Consider the following 22,490-nt stretch of genomic DNA (forward strand, 5'->3'; position numbering starts at 1 on the left):
TCGTGGCTACCATGGGCATCAGGTATACAAGGAGGTCTCGCATGTCCGCTCCCGTTTTCGGCCGTCTACTTACGGCCATGGTGACTCCGATGACGTCCGAAGGGGCCGTCGATCTGCATCGGGCCGGCCAATTAGCGCACAAACTCGTCGATGAGCAGTGCAATGATGGCATTGTCGTCAATGGCACAACCGGAGAGTCACCGACGACCACTGACGCCGAGAAATCCGCCATGGTCAAGGCGGTTGTGGAAGCTGTCGGATCGGAAGCAGCGATCGTCGCCGGTGTTGGAACCAATGACACCGCCCATACTCTTGAGCTGGCCCGTCAAGCCGCTGAGGCTGGCGCGAACGGCTTGCTGGTCGCAACCCCGTATTATTCCAAGCCTTCTCAGGCCGGCCTGATCGAGCACTTCACTGCTGTTGCCGACGCAACCGACCTGCCGGTCGTGCTCTATGACATTCCTGGACGCACCGCAACCCCGATCGAGACGAAGACTCTCATTGAGCTGGCCGATCATCCCAACATCGTGGCGGTCAAGGACGCCAAGGGACAGGTCGTCGAGTCGGCCACCGTCATGGCCAACACCACCTTGGCGTACTACGCCGGCGATGACGCCATCACCCCGGCTCTGCTGTCGGTCGGTGGGGTCGGACTGGTCGGGACGTCTACCCACTTCACCGGTAAGCGAATGCATGAGGTCATCGATAACTACATCGAGGGACGGATTGACGAGGCCCTTGCGATCTATCGCGAAATATTGCCGGTTCTCACCGGGGTGTTCGCTGCTCAGGGCGTCACCATGGTCAAGGCTGGGCTGGCGCACCAGGGGTTTGACGTCGGTGGGGTTCGTCTTCCTCAAACCATGCCGACCCCCGAGCAGGCTAAAACCTTATTCGATCTGCTGGATCGCACTCAGCTGTGAGAACCGGAGATAGCCTTAGTAGTCCAGAGTAGGGTATGGCGCATGTCCACAGCAGGTCCAGCGGAAATCGCGGTACTCATACTCATTGCTGTGCTCATGTTTGGGCCCGACAAGGTGCCCGAGATGGCCCGCAAGGCTGCGCGCGTCTACCACTACCTCAGGAATATCGCGAACAACACGAGAGACCAGCTTCGCAGTGAGCTGGGACCAAAATTCGCTGATCTGGACTACCAGGATCTCAAGCCGCAAAACTTTGTGCGAAAGTACGTCCTTGACGATCTTCAAGACGACATCGACGAAATCAAGGCTGATCTGTCCGACGTTCGATCCGACCTCGACCTGGGCCTGGCAGATATTCGTAATTCGCAGGGATTGCCGGAGGCACCTTCTCAGTCGGAACCGGAGTTGGCGCACGATTCCAGCCAACCTGTGCCCTTCGATGATGAGGCGACCTGAGCGGCCTCAGTCGTGAGCCACAAAAAACTGGTCCCTGTCAGCGACGACGGGGACCAGTTGTGTCGTCATCGATCAGACCGGGGTGACCCCCAGATTCATTCCCTCCAATCCGCGCGGGCGGGAATCAATGGTGCTTGCCAGAGCGATGATGGCCTTGGCAGCCGGGGACTCAGGATGGGCGAGGACGATCGGGTCTCCCTCGTCGCCACCGCTGCGGAGGTCGACGTCCAACGGAATCTGACCCAGCAGTGGAATCTTGGTGCCCAGACGCTCCGAGAGGGCGTCAGCAGCCTTCTGACCACCACCAGAACCGAAGAGCTCAACACGGAAGGTCTCACCTGACTTCGGAGCAGTGACCTCCAGCCAGGACATATTCTCAACGACCCCCATCACACGCTGCTGCATGATTCCGGCCATCGTTCCGGCTCGCTCAGCGACCTCCGAGGCCGCCTGTTGCGGGGTGGTGACGACGAGTACCTCAGCATTGGGCAGTTTCTGGCCCAGGCTCATGGCGATGTCACCGGTGCCGGGCGGAAGGTCAATGAGGAGGTAATCGAGATCGCCCCAATGGACGTCAGCCAGCAGTTGAGTGAGGGCACGGTCGAGGATTGGGCCGCGCCAGGCGACGACGTCAGACTTGTTGGGCTTCATCATGCCAATGCTGATCGACTTGATTCCCAGGCCCGGAACCGGCAGCAGCATATCGTCGAGGGGAGTGGGGTGGGCGTCACCTAGGCCGAGCATGTCGGGCACCGAGTGACCGTAGATGTCAGCGTCCAAGAGGCCGACCTCACGACCCAGCTGAGCCAGGGACAGAGCCAGATTGACGGTCACCGAGGACTTGCCGACGCCCCCCTTGCCCGAGGACACCGCGATGACCTTGGTGGTGTTTCCAGGTTGGGCGAAGGGGATGACGCGCTCGGGCACGCCGTCGCGCAATTGCACCTTGAGGGCGTCGCGTTGCTCGTCAGTCATGGTGCCGAGTTCTACCGATACGCCGGTGATTCCGTCGATATTGCGAACGGCCTCGGTCACCTGCTCACGCAGCTCAGTCTTGAGGGGACATCCGGGTACGGTCAGCAGAACTCGGACAAAGGCGCGTCCCTCCTCGTCAACAGTGATCTCATCGACCATGTTGAGATCAGTGATGGGACGTTTGATCTCGGGGTCATTGACGTGCGTGAGAGCTTCGGCAATGGCTTCGACCAACGGGTTTTCGGTGCTCATGCTGACTTGTCTACACACCGTTGGGCCTCTCGGACAACTCGCCTATCGCGAACTGGCTCCGCTCAGTGCGATCCAGAAGGTGCAGGAGTGGCCTCAATCTCCTCCAACAGAGATCGCAATTCGTCTCGCAGCTCGGAACGCAGGTAGTCGCGGGTGGCTAATTCACCCATCTGCATCCGGATTGAGGCAACCTCCCTGGCCAGGAACTCCATGTCGGCGCGGGACTGGGCCGCGACTCGACGATCCTCGGCCATCGACACCCGGTCACGGTCCTCCTGACGGTTCTGGGCCAACAGAATGAGGGGAGCCGAGTAGGAAGCTTGGGTGGAGAAGAACAGGTTGAGCAGGATGAATGGGTACGGGTCGAAGCGCAGCTTGTAGATTGCCACAAGGTTCCAGATGATCCAGGCGGCAACGATGACCGTCATATAGGCCAGGAATTTTGCGGTCCCCATGAATCGGGCGGTGGCCTCGGCGAACTGGCCAAACTTCTCGGAGTCAAGCTGCACCTTGGGGCGTTTGGCCTTGCGCGGTCCCGGGATGTCGAGGCGATCGGCGTCGTGGATCCTCTGATTGCCGTCAGTCATGGTTCACCTCCAGGAGTTCGCCGTCCATCTGGTCGCCTCGCCAATCGGCGGGCAGCAGGTGGTCGAGTAGGTCATCAACGGCCACCGCCCCGACGAGTTGGTTCGTCTCGTTGACGACCGGGACGACGACGAGGTTATAGGTGGCGAAATAGCGGCTTACTGCCCCCACCGGGGCATCGGTATGCATGGGTTCAAGATCAGTGTCAATGATGGCCGAGACCATGGTTGAGGGTGGTTCACGCAGTAGTCGCTGGACATGGACGGCTCCCAGGTACCGGCCGGTCGGGGTTTCGGTGGGAGGACGGCACACGAAGACCATGGAGGCTTCCGCAGGGGTGATGTCCTCGTTACGGACCAGGGCCAAGGCATCAGCGACAGTGGCGTCAGGGGCGACGATGACAGGCTCAGGGGTCATCATGGCGCCAGCGGTGAACTCGTCGTAGGCCATCAGCGATCGCACGTCTGCAGCGTCGCCAGGTTCCATGCGTGCCAGTAGTTGATGAGCTGTGGAGGCCGGCAGCTCTTGGATGAGATCGGCAGCATCGTCGGGGTCCATCTCTTCGAGGATGTCTGCAGCACGGTCGGGGTCGAGGACGGTGATAAGAGAGACCTGCTCGTCTTCTGGTAGTTCCTCAACAGCGTTGGCAAGCTGGTCGTCATCGAGGGCCATGGCCACCTCGGCGCGACGATGGGGATTCATGTCATGCAGCTCACGGGCCACATCGGCGGGCTTCATTTCATGCATCTCGGCGATGGTGCGTTCGGTGGATTGCCGGGCGGCCAGCACCAAGGAGGGCACTTCACGCCAGTCAACAATGATCGGGTTGCTGGGGGTTTTACGAATGAACCGGCCGCGTCTGGACTCAGCCAAAGCCACCTCATTGATCTCCCACTCGTGGCTGCGCACCGGTGCCATCGAAACATCCATGACCCATACCTGTGTGCCGTTACGGGAAAAGGTGCGGTCAAAAAGGTCTTCGATAACCAAGGTCTCAGCGACACGACGCGAAAACACGCGGGTATTGACGGTTCCCGAAATCATAATCTGCACCGCGTCGATGGCGTGTACCCGAGCCATGGGCACGAAGATTTTGCGACGTGCAAACAGCTCGACGACGAAGCCACGTACCAGCGGGGCACGACCTGGTGTCCGCATTTGGACCACGACGTCCCTGATCTTGCCGACCTGGTCGCCGCTGGCGTCCATGACGGGAAGACCACGAATCCGGGAGATGAATACCGACTGGGACCTGCTCACCTCGCTCAATCTACCCGGAGGGGCAGTGACGATTCGGGGCCAGTCGCGGTTCGGAGGCTAGTAATGGGTCAGGGCCACTCCTGGCACCGCTAGGTGACGATTGTGGGGCCTTCGGGTGGCGTCCCCTAGACTGTGCCGAAGACCAAGGAGGTAGCTGTGACGATGAACGTGATGCCGGGTGGGGCAAGTTCCATGCTCAATCTTGACTACCCGCAGTCGGTGGTGGTGGTCGACGATTACGAGACCGCCCAAAAGATTGTTGACACGCTGTCGGACAAGGAGTTCCCGGTCGAGAACCTGTGCATCGTCGGAACTGACCTCAAGACGATGGAACGAGTCATCGGCCGTCGCACCTGGGGATCGGTACTTGGGCAGGGAGCAGTCTCCGGGCTCGGCATGGGTCTGCTGGTCGGCTTGATGATGTTGCTGTTCACCCCGGGGGAGGCTTTCTTCGCGGTTCTGCTAACAGGTCTGCTCGTGGGCGTCGTCATTGGCATGATTACGGCTGCTATCACATATGCGATGTCGGGTGGCCGGCGAGATTTTAATTCTGTTCAGCAGGTTGTCGCGACCCATTACGAGGTGCTGGCCGAGCATAAGGTGGCTGCCAAGGCCCGGGAAATGGTCTCCGAGATGTCCTTCATGAGGGCGAAGGCTTTCCAGAGCTAATCATCTCCGGGACCCGCTGACGGATGAGTCCGACGGTGGTGGCAGGATCGTGGACGTTCTTGACCGACGGCAACCACGACCTGCGAGGATATCCATGACCCACCCCGTCTCTGTCAGAAACGCCGTGCCGAAAGGTGTGGTGGTCCTCTTCGCCATTACCGCCGTTGTCATCACTGCAACCCTTGCGCTGGGATCAACAGTGTGCGCCACGGATGCGTCGGCGTCGTGCCCGAATTGGCCCGGGTGCTACGTCGGGCGCCTGACTCCTGTGGATGCCACCCAGCCATGGGTGGAGTTCATTCACCGCGTCATCTCAGCGTCAGTCGGTCTGTTCGCCGTTGCGAGCGTCATTGCCGGAATTGTGTATCGGCGGGTCGACCGGTTACTTGTGGTACTGCCAATCGTTGCCCTAGTGGGCGCGTTGATCTCTGGGGTCTTCGGCATGATGACGATCAAATGGGGTATCAACTCCGTCGAAGCCTCCTTCGACCTGCTGGCAGCCATCATTTCGATGGGTGCGATGTGGCGGGCCTTCTTCATTGCCCACAGTCCGCGCTCCCCGTGGATCTGGAATGAGCGGACGAAGCTTGGCATGGGAGCTGTGGTGTTCCTCGTCATCGGCCACTTCTTCGCGGTCCAGGTCGCTGGTTCCGGATCGTTGACCCGCTGTATGGGGTGGGCGATGTTCGTGCGCGGGGCTGGCGACGGACCGCTCGCTGGCTGGGTGGCTCAGCAGACGAGTTCTGGCATTGGAATGCTGTTGGCGATCGCCTTTCTGGTGGCTCGCTGGGGACGTCGCACAGGTTGGGACACTCTGTGCGCGGTGCTTGTCGTCATCGAAATCGTTACCGGGGTGCTCATCGCTGTCAATGGGTCGAATCACGGTCTAGGAACCCTGCACGCGGTTCCGGCCGTCCTCATCCTTTGCCTGACCATGACGGCAACGATGCGCAGCGCCAGGGGATGAAATCCTGCAACTGCGCACCGTCCTGGCGGATAGCTGGTTATCAGTGGGAGGCGCGTCCCCAGATCTCGGCCATCCAGGCTTCAACCTCGTCGATCTGACGCGGGCAATCCTTGGATAGCCATTCAGGCTCACCATCCGTAATGCACAGGTCGTCCTCGATACGAACACCGATACCTCGGAACTCCTCGGGGACGAGCAGATCGGTCTGCTTGAAATAGATGCCCGGCTCGTCGGAGACGCACATCCCCTTCTTGAGCGGCCCGGAGTAGTCCTGACGACGTGCTTGGTTGCAGTCATGGACGTCAATGCCGAGGTGGTGGGAGGTGCCGTGGACCATCCAACGACGGTGCTGGCCGCCTTCGGGGGAGAGGGATTCCTCGACGCTGACAGGCAGAATGCCCCACTCGTGCAGGTACTCGCAGATGACGCGGATGGCCGCTTGGTGAATCTCGGCGTGGTCGTGACCGACCTTGGCGACGGCAGCAGCGGCATCCTGGGCTTCCAGTACCGCCTGGTAAACACGACGCTGGGCCGGGGAGAACGTGCCCGAGATCGGCAGGGTGCGGGTGATGTCAGCCGTGTACAGGGAATCGACCTCAATACCGGCGTCAATGAGGATGAGCTCGCCCGGTCGCAAGTCTCCGTCATTACGCACCCAGTGCAGGGTGTTGGCATGGTCTCCAGCGGCGCAGATCGAGCCGTAGCCCACCTCGTTACCGAGGTGACGGGCGATCCTTCCGAAGGTGCCTTCCATCCATCGCTCGCCGCGCCCCTTTCGTACGGCTTCCGGGATCTCGGCGATCATCGACTCGAATCCGACTTTGGACTTGCGGCAGGCGTCGCGCAGCTGCTCGACTTCCCAGTCGTCCTTGCAGAAACGTGCCGCTGAGGAGAATTCATACAGCTCCTCGTCGTCCTGTTCTGACCCTTTGGGGCGCAGGGAGTCGACGGTTGTGGTGACATTCTCGTCGGCGTCACGAATGACACGAACCGTCACGTCGCCGGACGACAGAGCGTCGTTGAGCTGAGAGATGTCGCGGCAGGTCAGCCCGGTCATGGCTGACATTTCCTCCAAGGACTCACGCTTGCCAACCCACATCTCGCCATAGGTGGGATCGGCGTAGAACTCGCGATCGGTACGCGGGGCACGCGGCTTGAAATACAGCACGTCGCGGGTCTCGGCGGTGGTGTCGACGACGAGTACCGCATTGGGTTCCCGATCCGTACCCAGACCCGAGTAGTAGGCGAAAGCGGTGTTGGGGCGGAAAGGGTAGTCGCAGTCGTTGTTGCGACGCATGAGGTGGCCGGCGGGAATGACCAGGCGGTCCCCGTCGAAACGGGCGGCCAGGGCGTCACGGTGGGCGGTGGCCGAGGGAATAGAGCCGAGGGGTTCGGGAAGCTTGTCGGGGTAGGGGGCCCAGTCCGTGGGGATGAACTCGACGAAGGCCTTGGAGAATGGGGTCTGACGCTTGGGGACCTTCTGCTCCTCGGCTTGCTTCACCTGTTCGTTCAGATCTGACGACCTCGTCTCGGTCATATGTGTCGTGACCTCCGGTAATTGATGAGTATGGCTTCAAGTATAGGTTAAGTCACAAGAAACTACACGCTGACCACGAAACGGGGCTGGCAACGACAGATAAAGGCCGAGTATCAAGCCCGGGAAAATGCGAGATAGTTAGTTTTTGCTGATTGGTGTTTTAAAATGGGTATGCCTCATGACGCCACAATTATGCTTGAAAAGTGAAGTGCGTTCCATGCTCTGTGGGCGCTGCTGTTTCGATTCTTTCTGGGCTGTTCGCAGTTGAGGGGGTGGGCGGTTGGGCCTGGCAGTGTTGGTGGGGTTGTGGCGATAGGCGAGTTCACCGACTATAAAACCGCTGCCGCCGAAAAGGTGCTTGAAGCGGTTGCGGTGATGGATTCGTTCCATGTGGTCCGTTTCGCTGGTGAGGCCCTCGACCGGTGTCGGGCTCAGCAACAGCTGCAACCCTGGGATTCCGCAACACCGCCAGATCACTGCTGAAAGCCGGAGGATTCAAACCCTATCTACACCCTCATGCTGATGGGCCAGTATGGCAACTGGGAGAGCGGGATTTACAGGCATTTTGTTAATTCGTTCAGAATGTACTGGTCTGGGCTTATGCAGGCTAGCTTTGTCTGTTCCTGTAAGTAGTCTTGGAAATAAGGGAAATGCGTGCAGCCTAAAACGATGCAATCTACCTGTAGTTTTTCATAAACTCCGATTGCTTCACGTAGGCCAAGTTCCTCGTAGATACTTGCGGGAGTGGCGTTAGCTTCAACTGCGTCTACCCAATCCAAGTTAGAAATGGAATAGATTCTAGCTCTGGCGTTCTCGTCTAGGATGCTCTTTTCTATCCCTGCACTGCCCTGTGCGTTCGCGGTTATTATACCGAATGAAGTGTACTGAGTGGCGATGTGGCTGTAAAAATCCAGCGGGGTGATAATATGTATGCCACATTCTTTTGATAAGGATTTAAAATCTACTGAACCGCTTAAAGAATTGCAGTACACTAGCAAACAAGAAATGTCACTGTGCTGAGAGATTACGTCCCTTATTTTCTGGAGTCGACGTGTGTCATCCATCGTCTGAAATAGGGTTTGTTCTTCCGGGGTGTTGGAAATCGGAATAGAGATAATATGGTCTGTTAAGTTCCGGGCTAAAGTAGCACCAAATTCTGTATCTATATGCGTGCCTGCCATTACTGCGATTGTTGGATTCGCCATGTATGCATCCTCTTGGAGATCCATTGTTTTATTTAGCTTTATATAATTATACTTTTCTTCAGGTGGCAACATGGGGATGGTCAAGCGCACGTACACGTCGCTCCATGCTCATGGTAGGCATCCCGGATACCCCAGCATTCGTTGACGCCTGGGCCGGCTGGGAGTGCGCATGAGGTGGCGATCGTCAACGGGTGGCTGTCACGAGGATGTTTGGTAGGGGGCATGAAGTGTGCCCGTCAGACAAGCCGCTCATCACGCACAACACCGTAGCGACGGAAGGTAGGCTGAACCCACATGTCAACAGGGCCTGCGGTACCGGGCCAGGAATGCAGGAGGTCAGTGTGAAAGCCGCGGCACAGGATCAGTGGAAGCTTCTCGATCTTGCACGGACTGACCGTCTGATCGCTCAGGCGGAGCACCGTCGTCAGACCCTGCCTGAGTTGGCCGAACTCAAAGATCTCGCAGTCCAGCGTCGAACACTCGCTGAGGAGGTCGTCGCCAAGTCGACCGCCCTGTCGGACGCCAAGATGGAGCAGGAACGTATTGAAGGGGATCTCCAGCCGGCCCGAGCTCGCATGGAGCGTAACCAGAAGACGATTGATTCTGGGACCATCACCGATCACAAGGCGCTGAAGGGGCTGACTGAGGAGATCGAACACCTGGGGCGGCGGATCAGCCGGCTAGAAGACACCGAGCTTGAAGCGATGCAGGCCGTCGAGGATGCCGAAGCCGCTCACGCTGACGCCGATCGTCGTCGTATCGAGTTGGATGGTCACATTCGTACCGTGCTGGCGTCTCGTGATGCCAGCCTCAAAGGGATCGACGACGAGCTGGTCGAGTTGCGCCGGTCGCGTGAGACCCAGGTCGGCGGTATCCCGACAGATCTTCTGAAACTGTATGAGCTACTGCGTGAACGCACCGGAATGGGCTGCGCGCAGCTCGTCCACGGGGTATGCGAAGGTTGTGGCATTGCTGCAAATCCGGATGATCTGCGCAGCTATGCCGCAGCCGCTGAAGACGATGTTGTGCGTTGCGAAGAATGCGATCGCATTCTGGTGCGCACTGGAGAATCGTTCTGAGACATCTACGGGTGTGGCGACGATGGGTCGGTGACCGTAGAATTAGCGGTCGGACGAGCCATCCGGGTGATCGCGGCAACCGTGAGTTGTCGAGGAAAGTCCGGGCTCCACAGAGCAGGGTGGTGGGTAACGCCCACCCGGGGTGACCTGCGGGAAAGTGCCACAGAAAACAAACTGCCGGCTTTCGGGCCGGTGAGGGTGAAACGGCGGGGTAAGAGCCCACCGCGGCACCGGTGACGGTGACGGCATGGCAAACCCCACCCGGAGCAAGGCCAAGAAGACCGTGAGGTCGCGGACGTGTTTGAGGGCTGCTCGCCCGAGCGTCCGGGTAGGCTGCGCAGCCGAAAGGCTGGAGGACGCCAGCAATGGTGTTCACAGATGGATGATCGCCGGCCCGGATGGGCCACAGAACCCGGCTTACAGGATGGCTCGTTCCCTCTATCATCGAGTCTATGAAGCTCGGTATTCGCACCCCCAGCCTGTCCAAGTCCATCTCGGCCAGGACACGCGGTCGAGTCACAAGGATCGTTAAACGCACTCTCATTCCTGGCTATGGCCGTAAGGGGATGGGATGGTTGCGAGATCCGCGTCGAGCCGCCTACCACAAGGTTTATCGGAAGACGACGATTCGGTTCGGAGACTTGTTCAAGTGACGTGAGGCCCCTGAGGGGGATATTCGCACGAGCCGATCACATTGCGCGCAGAATTGGCCGGGCCTTCCCGTCAAATACGGAAAGGTCCGGCCACTTGGACTAGCAGCATCGCGCTTGCGGATTGTGGTCCTGACGGTCACATTGGTCGCGCCAGAACTCATCCCACTCGGCCTGGAGGTCCTTTTCAGCCTTGTTGGCGATGAGGCCACTGGGGGCGAAGAGACGAGACGGTTTGGCCGGGTCCTCGGTGTTGGTGATGTTGTGGCCGCGCAGCGCCTGAACGGTGCAGATACAGGCCACGATCATAACAATGAGGGTACAGACGCCGACGATGATCCAGATCGTGCTTGACAGGTAGCCCATTTGGGCCGAGAGCACCGGTCCGACGAGAGGGCCAGCGCCGGCGATAGCGGCAAAATGGTGACCGTAAAGGATACGGCGATCCGTGGGCACGAAGTCTCGACCGTTGTACTCATACTCGGCCGGAGTGGCGCGGTCATCGTCGGGATGGACGAGTTTGTCCTGAATGTACTTAGCGTAGAACCGATAGCCGATGAAGTACGACCCGACCGCCGCAAAAACGAACCAAATGCCATTGACAGTCGTGAGGTTACCCGGGAGTTCACGTGCGGCGGAAGGGTCCCCCTACCTGAGCGCAATGAAGCCCTGAGTAAAACAGTCCCAGGGCTTGCCAGAGCGGTATTCGGTCAGTTAAGTGTTGTGAGAATGCGCGCCCCGCCCTTCTCGATGACGAGAGTTTGTTCGAATTGGGCGCATCGGGACCCGTCGTTGGTGAGGACGGTCCACCCATCATCCCACTGGTGATTGGACTGGTCTCCGAGAGTCAGCATCGGCTCGATGGTGAGGGTCATGCCCTCTTCCAGGGTGACGTCGTAGCGCGGTTCGTCATAGTGAAAGACGATGAGACCGGAATGGAAGGCGCTATGGACTCCGTGTCCGGTGTAGTCGCGCACGACTCCGTAGCCGAAACGTTTGGCGTAGTTCTCGATGATGCGTCCGATGATGGAGATTGACCGGCCAGGTTTGACGGCTTTGATCGCCCGATTCATGGACTCTTGGGTGTGTTTGATGAGGTCCAGGGATGCCTGGTCGACGTTGCCGCATGGGAAGGTATAACAGTTGTCGCCATGCACGCCGTTCTTGTACGCCGTGACATCGATCTTGACGATGTCGCCGTCCTCCAGCGGTCGAGCGTCAGGAATTCCGTGACAGATGACCTCATTGACGCTGGTGCAGCAGGACTTGGGGTAATTGCGGTAGTCGAGGGTCGACGGGTAGGCGCCGTGATCGCACATGTACTCGTGAGCAATGCGGTCAAGTTCATCGGTCGTGACCCCTGGGGCGACGGCCTTGCCTGCCTCGTGCATGGCCCCACACGCGATCCTCCCGGCCTCTCCCATGGCAGCAATCGTCTCGGGTGTTTGCACATGGGAGCCGTTGTAGGTTTCAGGGACATCGCCCAGTCCCACATATGGAGGTCGGGCAATATTGCCGGGGACATGACGACGCGGGCTTTGGGGATACGGCTTGATGGCACTCACGTCGGTCAAGTCTAGGTCGTACGAGTCACTGGGCAGCGATACTCGTGTGCTTCCCGGCTCTTCGCACTCGGTGTAGGGGGGGCGACGGTGTGGCGATAACGACGACGATGAAGATGATGACTGGCTTGTCAATCCACCTTGAGTGATTCACGGGCATGATCGACGAGGGCTTGACGTTTTGAGTCGCCGATCGTGGCTGAGTTGAAGTACATTCCGAGGAAATCCGTCTGTCCGGTGTTGACCACGACGACGTCAACCACGTCGCCGCGCACTTGTGGCAGATTCGGCAAACGTACGTAAACCTCGCTGCGCTTCCACCAGGCAGGATGCCCATCAACGGTGAGAGTTTCCGAGCGAATCTCTTTTTCACCGGTGTACCCCATGTAATAGTCAGAGCTGGCAAAGCAGTCCATCATCATCGATGCAGCAGTCTGAGGATCGGAGAATCCCTCCGCAACCGGCAGCCCTCCCACTCCAGATACGCTCATCCAACCGGGGTAGACCTCGTCAATCTGAGCCGACTGGCCCGTAACCCATGGCAAAGTGAGGTTTTGGGGACTCCAGTTGGGAATGGACTCCACCGAGACTCCGCCGCCATGTAACCGACCGTCGAGGGCGTTGGAGCTCCCCGAGTCGTGGCCTTGTGGGCAAGCGACTGGCGATGAGCTGGCTGACGGCGTGCTTGATTTCTCGTTCCAGGCTGAGACGGTCGGGGAAGAGGAGTTGAGATCGGGCTGCGCGTGAGGTTCGGATGAGGTGCGCTGACGCAGACTGAGAGCAACGATGACGGCGACGACAAGAGTGACGACGATGATCGCCCAGGCCCAGCCCGAACCGCCATTGTTGCCCCGCCTGTCCTTTCTGACGTGCTGTGAAGAAGGTGCGGGGTCGTGGGTGGTGCTGTCTGTCCAGCGCTCGCCATCAAACCAGCGATAGCGATCCGGGGTACCGTCAGGGTCTCGATACCATCCTGCTTGCGGACCGGAAGCCATGCCAGGAGTCTACCGAGATAATTCGGGACTTTTGTTACTCGCTCGAAACACGTGCCATGCACACTGGAAGGGTGAGCAGGCAGACTGATTTTGTGCTGCGTTCCATGGAGGAACGCGATATCCGTTTCGTGAGGCTGTGGTTTACCGACGTTCTGGGGTCACTGAAGTCCGTTGCCATCGCCCCTGCTGAGGTTGAAGGCGCCTTCGCTGAAGGAGTCGGTTTCGACGGGTCGGCCATTGAGGGTTATGCCCGCGTTTATGAGGCCGACATGGTGGCTCACCCAGACCCAGCGACCTTCCAAGTCTTGCCGTGGCGCTCGGGGACCGGCACCGCCCGGATGTTCTGCGACATCACCAACCCCGACGGTACGGCTTCGGCGGCCGATCCGCGTCATGTTCTCAAACGGACGATGGCACGAGCTGCCGACATGGGGTTCACCTACTACGTTCACCCTGAGATCGAGTTCTACTTGCTGAAAGATGAGCACCATCCCGGGGAATCCCCGGTGCCATTGGACAACGGCGGCTATTTTGACCACACCACTCTGGGGGCAGGAACCGACTTTCGGCGTGACGCCATCAACGTCCTGGAGCAGATGGGTATCTCGGTGGAATTCAGCCACCACGAGGCCGCTCCTGGTCAGCACGAGATCGACCTGCGCTATGCCGACGCTTTGACGATGGCTGACAACATCATGACCTTCCGTGTGGTCATTCGGGAGATCGCCTCCCTCAAAAGAATCAAGGCAACCTTCATGCCGAAGCCCTTTACCAATCACGCGGGTTCAGGAATGCACTCCCACGTCTCCCTTTTCGAGGGTGACACCAATGCCTTTTACGACGCCGCCGACGAGTTCCGAATGTCCGCGATCGCCAAGCATTTTGTGGCTGGTTTGTTGTATCACGCCCCAGAGATTACCGCTGTGACAAATCAGTGGGTGAACTCCTACCGACGGCTGTCGGGTGGGGCAGAGGCCCCCAATTACATCTGTTGGGGCCGTAACAATCGCTCGGCCCTTGTCCGTATTCCGATGTACAAGCCCGACAAGGCGTCATCGGCTCGGGCGGAGCTGCGTTCGATCGACGCGGCTGCTAACCCGTATCTAGCGTTTTCCCTCGTGCTGGCTGCCGGTCTGGACGGTATTGAAAAGGAACTGCCCTTGCCTGAGGAAGCCTCTGATGATGTCTGGCAGTTGTCGGCTCGGGAACGCCATGCCCTTGGCATAAAGCGGTTGCCTCAGAGCTTGGATGCCGCTATCCGGTGCATGGAGGAATCCGAGCTGGTGGCCGAAACCCTTGGTGAGCACGTCTACGACTTTTTTCTGCGCAACAAGCGCGCGGAGTTCGAGGAGTACAACCGGCAGGTCAGCCAGTTCGAATTGGATCGTTACCTGCCTCACCTGTGAGCACGAGGGCGGTCAGTCCTCGGCAAGCACCGTGCGGAGGCTTTCAGCCATATCTACCACCGGCAGGACGTTCGCAACGTCGTCGACATGGGACCCAGATGCCTGGACTCTTCCTGCCTCGCGCATTTCTTGCCAGTGGGAGAAACCAGTAGCCAACTGCAAGAAGGTGACGGGATCCATCTCGGCAACATTAGGTGGGGTTCCGCGGTGGTGGATAGGTCCTGATTGTGTGGCTGCCAGCTGCACTGCACAGGCGGGCGGCACCCGTAGCTCAATGGTGCGACCGCCGTGAGATTCGTCAATAACAGCTGCAAGCGTGCGGCAGCTTTCAGTGACAGCCGCCGACGGGATGTCCACGCCGTCGTAAAACCCCATAGTCACCATGGCAAGCAGGGTTGCTCGCAGGTGGTCGGTCACGCGGACTGGGCCGACGAGGGACTCCACTGTCGCGGCGGGGCCGGGGGAGCTCAGCAGGACCGATTCGACCTCACTGAGAAGACGCTGGGCCTGGTCAGCAAGGCGGGTAGCGGTGTCGTCGGCGACGACTTCACGACCGATCGTCGCCAAGGTCCCAGCGGCCTTACGGCGCTCGTCGATCACTGTGCCCAGAGTGATCGGCCTGACCGTTGTCGAGGTAGTGACGGTCTGCAGGGTGTCAGTGAGGATGACCATGAGGTGAGCAATGTGGTGGCGTCCCCCCAGCCGAGCGTCCGCAGGACCGAGGGTGGTGCCCTTGGGGGGCGGTAGCAACGAACGGGCGGTGGCTACCCATGTCGTCGCCAACCGCTTTACGCCGCGTTCTGCGCGTGCTGCCATGATCGTCACCTCGATAACACTAGGAGAAACTAGTTGCAGGGACCGTACACCCATTCGACACTGATGTTGGGCAACACGTCAGTGCGCCTGGTCGGCTAATGTGCGACCAGGGGGTGGTCACGGTGGATCGCAAGCCGAGTGTCGCAGTGGACCTGCTGCGTCTGGGAGTGATGGATCCGGAGTCGGCCTTGGGTCACCACCAGCGGATTGTAGAAAGGATCGGGGCTGATCCGAACCGGCTGGCGGAGTGGGAGCGTCACCTCGAAACCTCCTGTGACCCCGATCTCACCCTTGACGTGCTGGCTGATCTTTCGCAAGAGTCCCCGCTTGTCGTCGACTTGCTCCATGATGATGACGTGGCACGTCGGCTGGTCCGACTTCTAGGGGCCTCTAGCGAGCTGGGCCGCCACCTTATCGCCCATCCGGACGATCTGGCCGAGGTGGCTCGGGACCCCGTGCGTTCCAGCCGTGACGAGATTTTCGGCGACCTGCTGGCGGTTGTGGGAGCTCATGAGGACGGCGAATTCCTGGTTGCTGACACACCAACAGGCCCAGCCGCAGATCGGTTGAGACTGGCGAATCGTCGACACCTGGTGCGAATCGCCTCCCGCGACGTCGGTGCAGACGACCCGACTGAGGTGGTGGAAGACATTGCCGGTGAGCTGACAGACCTCGCTGATGCCGTCGTTACCGCCGCATTGGCTCTGGCACGTGCCGATTGCCCGGGCCATGCCGACGCCCGGCTGGCCATCGTAGCGATGGGGAAGTGCGGAGCTCAGGAACTCAATTACCTGTCTGACGTCGATGTCATCCATGTCGCTGAGCCGGCCCGTGAGGGCGTATCCGGCACCCGGGCTGTGGACATCGCGACAAAGCTGGCAGCTTCAGTGGCACGGATTTGTTCGGCTCATTCGGCAGCGGGTTCCATCTGGCAGCTCGACGCTGCACTGCGCCCTGAAGGCAATGCCGGACCGCTGGTGCGAACCATGGACTCGATGCGCACCTATTACGAGAAATGGGCGAAGAATTGGGAGTTTCAGGCGCTCCTCAAGGCCCGTCCGATGGCTGGTGACCTTCATTTGGGGCAGAGATTTGTCGAGATGGTCTCGCCGATGGTCTGGCAGGTTGGAGAAGCGGAAGGTTTCGTCCCTGAAACCCGCGCGATGCGAACCCGGGTTGTCTCCCTCATTGCCGCCAAGGAGAAGGGCCGCGAAATCAAACTAGGTGCCGGTGGGCTGCGGGACGTCGAATTCACTGCCCAGTTGCTGCAGCTGGTCCACGGGCGTCACGATGAGTCGTTGCGGGTTCGGGACACCTTACCGGCTTTGCGCGCGCTGGCTGCCGGAGGCTATATCTCACGAGGGGCAGCTGAACGCCTCGAGGATGCGTACCGGCTGGAACGAGTCATGGAACATCGGGTTCAGATGTTCCGGCTGCGTCGCACTCATCTCCTTCCTGACGATAAGCCCGGTTTGCGCAGGTTGGCGCGAGCCGTCGGGCTGCACACCCCCGATGAGGTGCGAGGGGTGTGGACCGCCACGTCCAAATCTGTCCTGCGCACCCATGGCCAGGTCTTTTATTCGCCGGTCGTGGAGGCTGTGGCTCGCATTCCCACCGAGGATTTGCGGATGAGTCCGGAGGCTGCCAAAGTTCGCCTGAGCGCGCTGGGTTTTCACGACGAGGACGCGGGTTTGCGTCATATCGAAGCCCTTACCAGTGGCACCACTCGAGCGGTACGCATTCAGACTGCCCTCATGCCAGCTATGCTCGCCTGGCTTGCCGACGGCCCCAGCCCTGACAACGGCTTGCTGGCGTTTCGTCAGGTCTCCGAGGCGCTGGGGGAGTCGCCATGGTACTTGCGTGCCATGCGCGATGAAGGGGCCATGGCTCAACGGCTGGCAACAGTGCTGTCGACGTCGAGGTATGCCGTCGACGTCCTCACACGAGCGCCCGAGACGGTTCAGGTCCTCGTCGACGATGACTTGACGCCAGTGGGCCGAGATGACCTCATCCGTCAGATGAACGCGGTCGCCAGACGCCATCACGACGTCGAGGAAGCGGTCGCGGCGATCCGTGCGGTGCGGCGTCGTGAACTGTTCCGGATTCTGGTGGCTGACATCCTCAGTGTCACCGACACCGTGCGCATTGGCCAGGCCCTCACCGATTTGACGGGAGCGACGATCGACGCGGCACTCGGCGCGGTTTCGCGGGGGGTCGAGGACGCCCCGCCGATCGGCATTGTTGCAATGGGCAGGTGGGGCGGTCAGGAGCTGTCTTACGGTTCCGACGCCGACTGTCTGTTCGTTGTTGGCGACGGCCCCGGTGCCGGTGAGAAGGCGTTGCGTATCGTCACGACGCTGCGCAACCTGCTCGGCAAGAACGGTGCAGATCCTGCCCTGGTGCTCGACGCAGATCTGCGTCCGGAGGGTCGCTCAGGACCGATGGTGCGCAGTCTGGAGAGCTACCGCAAGTATTACGAAAAGTGGTCAAATACCTGGGAGTCCCAAGCTTTGTTGCGGGCCAACCATGGTGCCGGAGACCGGGATCTGACAGCTGCTCTGTTGAAATGCGTTGACCACCTGCGCTACCCGGCCGACGGTCTGACGGCAAGCCAGTTGGCGGAGATCCGCAAGCTCAAGGCGCGAATGGAGTCCGAGCGGATTCCACATGGGGTTGACCCGAGACGTCATCTCAAACTCGGACCGGGGGGCCTGTCCGACATTGAGTGGACCGCACAGGTCCTTCAGCTGCAATATGCCGGTAAAGAACCTGCACTACGCACCACCTCGACTATTGAGGCTCTCAATGCCGCTGTGACGGCTGGCTACATTGACCAGGAGCAGCACGCAGAGCTGTGTGATTCTTGGTTGGCTGCCAGTCGGCTGCGCAACGCGATCATGGTGGTGCGAGGGCGTCCCAGCGACGTCATCCCCTCGGATTCCATTGATCTTGACGTTATCGCCCGGGCGTTGGGAATGGGCCGAGGGGCTTCTGAGCAGCTCATTGAGGACCACTTTCGGCATTGTCGGCGTGCGTCCAAGGTTGTTGACGCCGTGTTCTGGGGTCAGTGAGTTCTGGCACCAGAGGTCATTTCTGGTCGGAGAACTTGAACGCGTGTGGGCTGGGCACCGGAAGGTTGCGGGCCCAAGCCGGGTCCGTACACATACGGGCCACGGCAAGTCCGCACGCGATGAGGGTGACGGTGAGGATGGCGTCGACTCCGAAAGACAGGGCCTTCGTCATGTCCTCGCCATTGAGCCAGAACACGGTGCGGTACATCGCTGCTCCGGGGAGCATGATGACGCAGGCCGGGACGGTCAAGGTAATGCGGGGCAATTTCGTCTTGGCTGATAGTGGGCCTGCGAGGAAACCGATGATGAGACCACCGACCCCGGCCGCCAACTGAACTGGCATGTGAATGTCGATGAGGGCCAGACGACACAGGTTTCCGCACACTCCCAACGTCGCTGCCCATGCCACCATGCGTGGCGAGGAATTGAACAGGACGGCGAATCCGGCGACTCCGCACGCCGTCGCAACAGCGTAGGCCAGCCAGGCCCAGGGATTCGGGAAAACGGTTTGGATTGGTAGTGGCTGTAGTCCTGTTGCCGTTGAAAACACCCAGGCGGACATTGTTGCTGCCAGCACCAGGCCGAAGGAATAGGTGGCCCGGCTCAAACCGGCTGTGAAGTCCATTCTGACCATGTCAAGAATCGAGGTAATCATCGGGAATCCGGGCACCAGAAAGAGGAGGGAGGCGACGTAACCGGGGCCATGGATAGTGTGCAGTCCGGTATCGGTCAACAAGTCAGCGAGCAGCATGTAGACCAGACAGGCTGCGCCTGAGGCGAGGGCGGCCACCCCAAACTGGTTGAGCCAGCGTCGGTTGAGACGACCACGCACGAACTGCCCTACCGAAGCAGCCAGAAGGACGACAAGAGAATCAGCCAGGGAGAACTTATTGAGGATGGCGAATCCGGCGCAGGCTACTCCGCCGGCCAGGACGGTTTGCCACTCAGCCCATTTTGGTCGTACGGTTCGCGAGATGTGGTCCAAGCGCGATTCCAGATCACGGCCATTGGTTCCCGCTGGCAGATGATGAGCCAGGTCTTCTAATGCAGCGATACGGGAAGAATCGACCCGAACCCGGTAAACCTCGCGGGCGACAGTGCGGAAGTTGTCCCCACGATGCGCGGTTGCAGTGATCTCGGTGAGGCCGACTGTTGCGTCAATACGGTCCATGCCAAGGGCCCGGCCTGCGTCCGACATGGCTCTCTTGACTCGGTAGGACCCGGTGCCAGACGACAGCAGCATTGCCCCCAGCCGGATGACGGCCTCGGTGTCATTGACAAATTCTCGGTCGTGTCGTACGTCCTCGGCAGATTTCGAGGGATCGGTGCTTGTCACATACTGTTATTCTGCCACTGCAGCCCCGATAGTCCACGGATCGGTTCGAACACCCAGATCCTGACACGGCAGGCCCAATTCCTCCTGGAGGCGTCGTGCCACATCTGCGCACCACGGCGACTCCGAGGCCCAGTGAGCGGTGTCGATGAGGGCTGGTCCGCCGGCACGCAAATGCTCATCTGCGGGGTGATGACGCAGATCGCTGGTGAGATACACGTCAGCTCCGCTGGCTGCAGCTGCCTCCAGAAGGGAGTCTCCCGCTCCCGAGCACAGCGCCACGGTGGTGACAGGTAGGTGCGGGTTTCCGGCAGCTCGGACTCCCCACACGGTGCGGGGAAGACGTTCGAAGACCCGCTGGGTGAAGGAACGCAGCGTCATCGGTTCGTCGAGATGGCCGACCCGACCGATCCCTGGGGTTGCAGGCCCGGGGCGGGTTCCAGAGTCGACGGTTGTCACGTCGTAGGCCGGTACTTCATAGGGATGAGCAGCGATGAGAGCTGAGCGCACCTGGGAGCGTGCCGAAGTGGGGGCGACGACGTGAAGACGAGTTTCTTCGACGGTCTCGATCTCGTTCGTCGTGCCGAGGGTGGGATGGGATCCATCGAGGGGGCGGAACTGGCCGCGCCCAATCGTTTCAAAGCTGCATTGGTCGTAGCCGTCGAACCGACCAGCTCCGGCCTCGAACAGGGCATGGCGGAGTGTTTCGGCAGAGCCGACCGGCACCTGAACACCCCACAGATCAACGGTCTGGGCGATGGGTTCGAGGGGGCGCTCGATGATGACGCCGAGGAGCCTGGCCAGGACGTCGTTGACACCGCCAACAGCAGCGTCGGCGTTGGTGTGAGCGCTCATGAGAGCAATGCGGTGGCGGATGAGGCGATGAATGATGCGTCCCTTGGCAGTGTCTGCTGCTACCGAGGTGGCCCCTCGCATGAGGAGCGGGTGGTGGACGACGAGCATGTCTGCATGGGCCGCTACGGCAGCGTCGACAACATCGTCGGTCGCTTCCAAGGCGCAGGCGATCTTCTTGACGGTGTCATCGGGATCTCCACATACCAGGCCGGGGGCGTCCCACGACTCCGCCAAGGAAGGCGGATACCACTGGTCGAGAATGTCACGGACGCGACCGACGGTCACGCGGGTGTCAAGCGATGATAGGTCGGCGGTGGGGGATGTATCAGCTACCATGGGCTAACGGTAGCCTGTGATCTCGCGACCATGCTCCAACAGGCTCCTCGTTCCAACGGGATCATGGTGGTTTGCGCAGTGGCCTTGTGGCTTATCGTGGCAGTGGTGTTCGGATGAAGGTATGGGGTGCGGTCGTCGTCATTGCAGTTGCAGCCGTAGCAACGGGGTGTGCGACAACGCGGATATCTGCGGTGCCTGAGGCTGTTGTGCCGACTTCGTCCATGACCGCGACCCCGAAATACTCGCTCCACCCTGAGCCAGAGCCGAGCACCTCCCCACAACGCGTGACCAGTGTTGGCGGGGGACAGAGCACCCTGACGTGCCGGCCAGGCGAGAAAATGGCGATGGGATTTGATGACGTTCAGGCCGCGCTGGGGGAGCGAGTTACCCGACTCCATATCCGTAATTGCGGCACATCGACGGTGACCTTGCCCGTCATGCCGGAACTTGAACAGAGTTCTGCGGAAGGGAACCCTGTCGCAGTGATATGGCGACCCTACGATCCCAAGGCCGCACCTAAACGCCTTGCTCCACAGCAGTATTCGGGTTGGGAATTGTCATGGCGCACGAATGGCAATTGTGAGCAGCGAGGCGCACGACGGCTTGTCGCAACGGTGGGGACAGCGACGGGTGTCTTGGAGGGCTGTTTGGACCTGGGGGATTACCACGCACTGACTGATGAAACCTCCACAGGGCCGCATGGGTCCGACGCCACTCCGGCGCCTGAGGGGACTGTGCGGTTGCTGGATTGAAAAGAACCAGGCTCACGATTCGCGCCGTGTTGGCATATCCAGCCCAAATGGCAATGAAGTGTGGTGGTGGGGAGGAGGACCTTGGCCCTCCCCCCACGGCATGTGATCGGGTCGTGCGCCAGCGGCGCATAGTGGAGGGCGAGGCCTCCCCCCACGGCATGTGATCGGGTCCCCTCGACGTTGTAACGATCCTCGCCATCGGACCAGGCAGCCCTCGGCCTCCATCGCCTGCAGCCAGCTATGGAGCTGGCGCACTACTGGTGGACCACACAGCAGACAGGAGTATGCGGGTGCAGCACCTGGCGCGGCGTTGTCAATGACCGCGACGGTTGCGCTCGCGCGGCCGCTCGGGCTGGCCATCATGGCTCGCAGCTGCTGGCGGGCGTGGTCACGGTTCCAGCCGATCATTGCGACCACCTGATCCAAGATGATCCCTATGTCCTGCGTCGACGCCGACGCATAGGCGGCCGCGTACCTCGTTGGTCACCTCGAAGTGAGCCTGCGTTGACAGCCCCTCACCATCCATACCTCTGATCGTCGCCGTTGCCTGATGCCTTCGCGGGAAAAGCGTGAGGTACGGGGGCTATCTGCGCAAAAACTATTCGCGAGTCTCGTCGGTCTGTTGCTATTCCTGGTCGTCAACTGTAGGGTCAACTCGCTTTTCTACCGATTGACAAGATGTCCACAGTTACAGCCTGCCGGTCGGGATAGAAGACATAAAAGAGTGCCTACTCTCAACTACGGCAGCAAAGGAAGGGGAAGGGCGTTGTCTGGAGGAGATCCCCGAAATTTAGCCAAGACGTTAT

19 protein-coding genes, 1 other RNA gene and 3 pseudogenes are annotated in these 22,490 nt (G+C 60.1%); 11 read left to right on the forward strand and 12 right to left on the reverse strand.

Annotation, left to right across the window (positions count from 1 at the left end; translation table 11 throughout):
• The first annotated feature begins 41 nt into the window (after positions 1 to 41).
• Positions 42 to 923, forward strand: a complete 882-nt coding sequence (gene dapA / locus Q4B98_RS00440) for a 4-hydroxy-tetrahydrodipicolinate synthase (RefSeq protein WP_303194663.1) — start codon at positions 42 to 44, stop codon at positions 921 to 923.
• A gap of 42 nt (positions 924 to 965) precedes the next feature.
• The gene (locus tag Q4B98_RS00445; protein ID WP_303194665.1) at positions 966 to 1,379 is read left to right on the forward strand and encodes a sec-independent translocase; all 414 of its coding nucleotides are present in this window, start codon (positions 966 to 968) and stop codon (positions 1,377 to 1,379) included.
• 72 nt (positions 1,380 to 1,451) lie between these two features.
• On the opposite strand, the gene Q4B98_RS00450 is transcribed toward Q4B98_RS00445, so the two are convergent.
• From Q4B98_RS00450 to Q4B98_RS00460, 3 genes are all read right to left on the reverse strand, one after another.
• Entirely contained in the window at positions 1,452 to 2,606 is a 1,155-nt protein-coding gene (locus tag Q4B98_RS00450) for an Mrp/NBP35 family ATP-binding protein (protein ID WP_303194667.1), read from the reverse strand.
• Between the two features lie 62 nt (positions 2,607 to 2,668).
• The gene (locus Q4B98_RS00455; protein WP_303194668.1) at positions 2,669 to 3,193 is read right to left on the reverse strand and encodes a DUF1003 domain-containing protein; all 525 of its coding nucleotides are present in this window, start codon (positions 3,191 to 3,193) and stop codon (positions 2,669 to 2,671) included.
• Positions 3,186 to 4,400, reverse strand: coding sequence for a CBS domain-containing protein (locus tag Q4B98_RS00460; RefSeq protein ID WP_303195524.1), 1,215 nt, complete (start codon positions 4,398 to 4,400; stop codon positions 3,186 to 3,188). Before Q4B98_RS00460 ends, Q4B98_RS00455 begins: the two co-directional genes overlap by 8 nt.
• Before the next feature lie 213 nt (positions 4,401 to 4,613).
• Between Q4B98_RS00460 and Q4B98_RS00465 the strand changes: the two genes are divergently transcribed.
• A complete protein-coding gene (locus tag Q4B98_RS00465) occupies positions 4,614 to 5,120 on the forward strand; it encodes a general stress protein (RefSeq protein WP_303195526.1) in 507 nt (168 codons plus the stop codon).
• Positions 5,121 to 5,214: 94 nt separating this feature from the next.
• Entirely contained in the window at positions 5,215 to 6,087 is an 873-nt protein-coding gene (locus Q4B98_RS00470) for a heme A synthase (protein WP_303194669.1), read from the forward strand.
• A 40-nt stretch (positions 6,088 to 6,127) separates the two neighbouring features.
• On the opposite strand, the gene Q4B98_RS00475 is transcribed toward Q4B98_RS00470, so the two are convergent.
• Positions 6,128 to 7,624 (reverse strand): aminopeptidase P family protein, encoded by a 1,497-nt coding sequence (locus Q4B98_RS00475; RefSeq protein WP_303194671.1) that lies wholly within the window; start codon positions 7,622 to 7,624, stop codon positions 6,128 to 6,130.
• Between the two features lie 303 nt (positions 7,625 to 7,927).
• Here Q4B98_RS00475 and Q4B98_RS00480 point away from each other — a divergent pair.
• A pseudogene (locus tag Q4B98_RS00480) lies at positions 7,928 to 8,068 on the forward strand (transposase); the annotation flags it as partial.
• A gap of 110 nt (positions 8,069 to 8,178) precedes the next feature.
• Here Q4B98_RS00480 and Q4B98_RS00485 read toward each other — a convergent pair.
• Positions 8,179 to 8,919, reverse strand: a complete 741-nt coding sequence (locus Q4B98_RS00485; RefSeq protein WP_303194673.1) for an aspartate/glutamate racemase family protein — start codon at positions 8,917 to 8,919, stop codon at positions 8,179 to 8,181.
• A 236-nt stretch (positions 8,920 to 9,155) separates the two neighbouring features.
• Between Q4B98_RS00485 and Q4B98_RS00490 the strand changes: the two genes are divergently transcribed.
• The 3 genes from Q4B98_RS00490 (at position 9,156) to Q4B98_RS00500 (ending at position 10,561) form a co-directional block, all read left to right on the forward strand.
• Positions 9,156 to 9,908 carry a zinc ribbon domain-containing protein gene (locus Q4B98_RS00490; protein ID WP_303194675.1) on the forward strand — a complete coding sequence of 251 codons (753 nt, stop codon included), beginning with the start codon at positions 9,156 to 9,158 and terminating at the stop codon, positions 9,906 to 9,908.
• Positions 9,909 to 9,962: 54 nt separating this feature from the next.
• Positions 9,963 to 10,344: RNase P RNA component class A (gene rnpB / locus Q4B98_RS00495), an RNA gene on the forward strand.
• Positions 10,345 to 10,360: 16 nt separating this feature from the next.
• Entirely contained in the window at positions 10,361 to 10,561 is a 201-nt protein-coding gene (locus Q4B98_RS00500) for a hypothetical protein (RefSeq protein ID WP_303194676.1), read from the forward strand.
• A 99-nt stretch (positions 10,562 to 10,660) separates the two neighbouring features.
• On the opposite strand, the pseudogene Q4B98_RS10495 reads toward Q4B98_RS00500, so the two are convergent.
• From Q4B98_RS10495 to Q4B98_RS10500, 4 genes and pseudogenes are all read right to left on the reverse strand, one after another.
• A pseudogene (locus Q4B98_RS10495) lies at positions 10,661 to 11,164 on the reverse strand (carbon starvation CstA family protein); the annotation flags it as partial.
• Positions 11,165 to 11,268: 104 nt separating this feature from the next.
• Entirely contained in the window at positions 11,269 to 12,009 is a 741-nt protein-coding gene (gene map / locus Q4B98_RS00510) for a type I methionyl aminopeptidase (RefSeq protein WP_303195528.1), read from the reverse strand.
• Positions 12,010 to 12,251: 242 nt separating this feature from the next.
• Positions 12,252 to 12,611, reverse strand: coding sequence for a hypothetical protein (locus Q4B98_RS00515; protein WP_303195530.1), 360 nt, complete (start codon positions 12,609 to 12,611; stop codon positions 12,252 to 12,254).
• Between the two features lie 432 nt (positions 12,612 to 13,043).
• Positions 13,044 to 13,115: pseudogene (locus tag Q4B98_RS10500) on the reverse strand (hypothetical protein); the annotation flags it as partial.
• 104 nt (positions 13,116 to 13,219) lie between these two features.
• Here Q4B98_RS10500 and glnA point away from each other — a divergent pair.
• On the forward strand, positions 13,220 to 14,521 hold the full coding sequence (gene glnA / locus Q4B98_RS00520; RefSeq protein ID WP_303195532.1) for a type I glutamate--ammonia ligase: 1,302 nt from the start codon (positions 13,220 to 13,222) through the stop codon (positions 14,519 to 14,521).
• Between the two features lie 12 nt (positions 14,522 to 14,533).
• Here the strand turns inward: glnA and Q4B98_RS00525 are convergent, their stop codons facing one another.
• Complete coding sequence (locus tag Q4B98_RS00525; protein WP_303194679.1) at positions 14,534 to 15,337, reverse strand: sterol carrier family protein; 804 nt, start codon at positions 15,335 to 15,337, stop codon at positions 14,534 to 14,536.
• 122 nt (positions 15,338 to 15,459) lie between these two features.
• Here Q4B98_RS00525 and Q4B98_RS00530 point away from each other — a divergent pair, with 122 nt between their 5' ends.
• The gene (locus Q4B98_RS00530; protein ID WP_303194681.1) at positions 15,460 to 18,408 is read left to right on the forward strand and encodes a bifunctional [glutamine synthetase] adenylyltransferase/[glutamine synthetase]-adenylyl-L-tyrosine phosphorylase; all 2,949 of its coding nucleotides are present in this window, start codon (positions 15,460 to 15,462) and stop codon (positions 18,406 to 18,408) included.
• Between the two features lie 16 nt (positions 18,409 to 18,424).
• Here the strand turns inward: Q4B98_RS00530 and Q4B98_RS00535 are convergent, their stop codons facing one another.
• Both Q4B98_RS00535 and Q4B98_RS00540 read right to left on the reverse strand, forming a co-directional pair.
• A complete protein-coding gene (locus Q4B98_RS00535) occupies positions 18,425 to 19,744 on the reverse strand; it encodes a threonine/serine exporter ThrE family protein (RefSeq protein WP_303194683.1) in 1,320 nt (439 codons plus the stop codon).
• 6 nt (positions 19,745 to 19,750) lie between these two features.
• Positions 19,751 to 20,932, reverse strand: coding sequence for a Nif3-like dinuclear metal center hexameric protein (locus Q4B98_RS00540; RefSeq protein WP_303194685.1), 1,182 nt, complete (start codon positions 20,930 to 20,932; stop codon positions 19,751 to 19,753).
• A 344-nt stretch (positions 20,933 to 21,276) separates the two neighbouring features.
• Between Q4B98_RS00540 and Q4B98_RS00545 the strand changes: the two genes are divergently transcribed.
• Complete coding sequence (locus Q4B98_RS00545) at positions 21,277 to 21,684, forward strand: hypothetical protein (RefSeq protein ID WP_368492290.1); 408 nt, start codon at positions 21,277 to 21,279, stop codon at positions 21,682 to 21,684.
• The last annotated feature ends 806 nt before the right edge of the window (positions 21,685 to 22,490 follow it).

Origin of the sequence: Cutibacterium sp., assembly GCF_030525615.1 — a bacterium.
Taxonomy (GTDB): domain Bacteria; phylum Actinomycetota; class Actinomycetes; order Propionibacteriales; family Propionibacteriaceae; genus Cutibacterium.

Excerpts from the sequence above, each read along its gene's own strand:
- dapA (WP_303194663.1), top strand. The coding sequence starts at position 42 with ATGTCCGCTCCCGTTTTCGGCCGTCTACTTACGGCCATGGTGACTCCG.
- Q4B98_RS00445 (WP_303194665.1), top strand. The coding sequence starts at position 966 with ATGTCCACAGCAGGTCCAGCGGAAATCGCGGTACTCATACTCATTGCT.
- Q4B98_RS00450 (WP_303194667.1), bottom strand. The coding sequence starts at position 2,606 with ATGAGCACCGAAAACCCGTTGGTCGAAGCCATTGCCGAAGCTCTCACG.
- Q4B98_RS00455 (WP_303194668.1), bottom strand. The coding sequence starts at position 3,193 with ATGACTGACGGCAATCAGAGGATCCACGACGCCGATCGCCTCGACATC.
- Q4B98_RS00460 (WP_303195524.1), bottom strand. The coding sequence starts at position 4,400 with ATGGACGCCAGCGGCGACCAGGTCGGCAAGATCAGGGACGTCGTGGTC.
- Q4B98_RS00465 (WP_303195526.1), top strand. The coding sequence starts at position 4,614 with ATGAACGTGATGCCGGGTGGGGCAAGTTCCATGCTCAATCTTGACTAC.
- Q4B98_RS00470 (WP_303194669.1), top strand. The coding sequence starts at position 5,215 with ATGACCCACCCCGTCTCTGTCAGAAACGCCGTGCCGAAAGGTGTGGTG.
- Q4B98_RS00475 (WP_303194671.1), bottom strand. The coding sequence starts at position 7,624 with ATGACCGAGACGAGGTCGTCAGATCTGAACGAACAGGTGAAGCAAGCC.
- Q4B98_RS00490 (WP_303194675.1), top strand. The coding sequence starts at position 9,156 with ATGCAGGAGGTCAGTGTGAAAGCCGCGGCACAGGATCAGTGGAAGCTT.
- Q4B98_RS00500 (WP_303194676.1), top strand. The coding sequence starts at position 10,361 with ATGAAGCTCGGTATTCGCACCCCCAGCCTGTCCAAGTCCATCTCGGCC.
- Q4B98_RS00515 (WP_303195530.1), bottom strand. The coding sequence starts at position 12,611 with ATGAGCGTATCTGGAGTGGGAGGGCTGCCGGTTGCGGAGGGATTCTCC.
- glnA (WP_303195532.1), top strand. The coding sequence starts at position 13,220 with ATGGAGGAACGCGATATCCGTTTCGTGAGGCTGTGGTTTACCGACGTT.
- Q4B98_RS00525 (WP_303194679.1), bottom strand. The coding sequence starts at position 15,337 with ATGGCAGCACGCGCAGAACGCGGCGTAAAGCGGTTGGCGACGACATGG.
- Q4B98_RS00540 (WP_303194685.1), bottom strand. The coding sequence starts at position 20,932 with ATGGTAGCTGATACATCCCCCACCGCCGACCTATCATCGCTTGACACC.
- Q4B98_RS00545 (WP_368492290.1), top strand. The coding sequence starts at position 21,277 with ATGGGATTTGATGACGTTCAGGCCGCGCTGGGGGAGCGAGTTACCCGA.